Raw genomic sequence first — 1,107 nt, 5'->3', positions numbered from 1 at the left:
AAGGTGAAAAAGGAGACCAAGGTGAACGCGGTTTAACTGGAGCTAAAGGTGAAAAAGGAGACCGAGGCGAACGCGGTCTCACTGGAGCGCAAGGATCTGCAGGACGTGACGGTGTAACTCCAACCGTAACCGTTAGGGATAATAAAGAAGATGGTACTCACACTATCACTATTAACGACGGTAGAGGTAATGTTACAAGTACTGTTGTAAGAGATGGTTTCGATGGTGCAAGTCCATTAGTTGCGACTCAACGAAATGAAGCTGATAAAACAACAACTGTTATCTTCTATTACGATAAAAATGGAAACAACGAATTAGATGCTTCTGATAAGAAATTAAAAGAAGTTGTCATTGCAGATGGTGCCAAAGGTGAAAAAGGAGACCAAGGCGAACGCGGTCTCACTGGAGCGCAAGGTGAAAAAGGTGAACGTGGAGACCGTGGTGAAACAGGGGCAGCGGGACGTGACGGAAAAACTCCAAAAATCACAACTGCTCGTGGAGCAGACGGCCGTAGTACTGATATTACATTTACTATTCCTGGTGAAGAACCTGTAACCGTTAATGTAAAAGACGGAAAAGATGGACGTACACCAAATATTGATTTAAATGCTTTAGCAGAGGCAGCAGTAAGACTGAATAATCAAAGAAGCGGAAGAGTAAGAAGATCATTATCAGATACCCCAGCTCCAACTGAAAAACCAAAAGTAATTGGAACTCGTATTACAGCTTACTTCGATAACAATGGAAATGGTAAATATGATCCAGGAGTTGACGAACCAATTAGTTCAGCTGATATTTTAAATGGTACAGACGGTGCCAATGGTGCAGCCGGAGCAGCCGGAGCAGATGGACGTAATGGTGCTGAATTATTAAGTGGACCTAAAGCACCAACAGCAGATGATGGTAAAGATGGCGACACTTATATCGATGCAACTACAGGTGATGTTTATAAGAAAGAAAACGGAACTTGGGATAAGATTGGTAACATTCGTGGACCTCAAGGTCTAAAAGGTGAAGCCGGAGTTGCAGGACCACAAGGGCCACAAGGCCCTAAAGGGGACAAAGGTGCTCAAGGTCTTCAAGGTGAACGTGGTCAAGACGGAGCCC

1 pseudogene is annotated in these 1,107 nt (G+C 44.2%); it reads left to right on the top strand.

Features of this window, described 5'->3' with window-relative positions:
- A pseudogene (locus ADF62_RS02220) lies at window positions 1-1,107 on the top strand (YSIRK signal domain/LPXTG anchor domain surface protein); the annotation flags it as partial.

It is taken from the genome of Streptococcus sp. 1004_SSPC (genome assembly GCF_001069025.1).
Taxonomy (GTDB): domain Bacteria; phylum Bacillota; class Bacilli; order Lactobacillales; family Streptococcaceae; genus Streptococcus; species Streptococcus vestibularis.
Note: the sequence above shows the minus strand (reverse complement) of the source record. Positions and strands in the feature narration are given on the sequence as shown.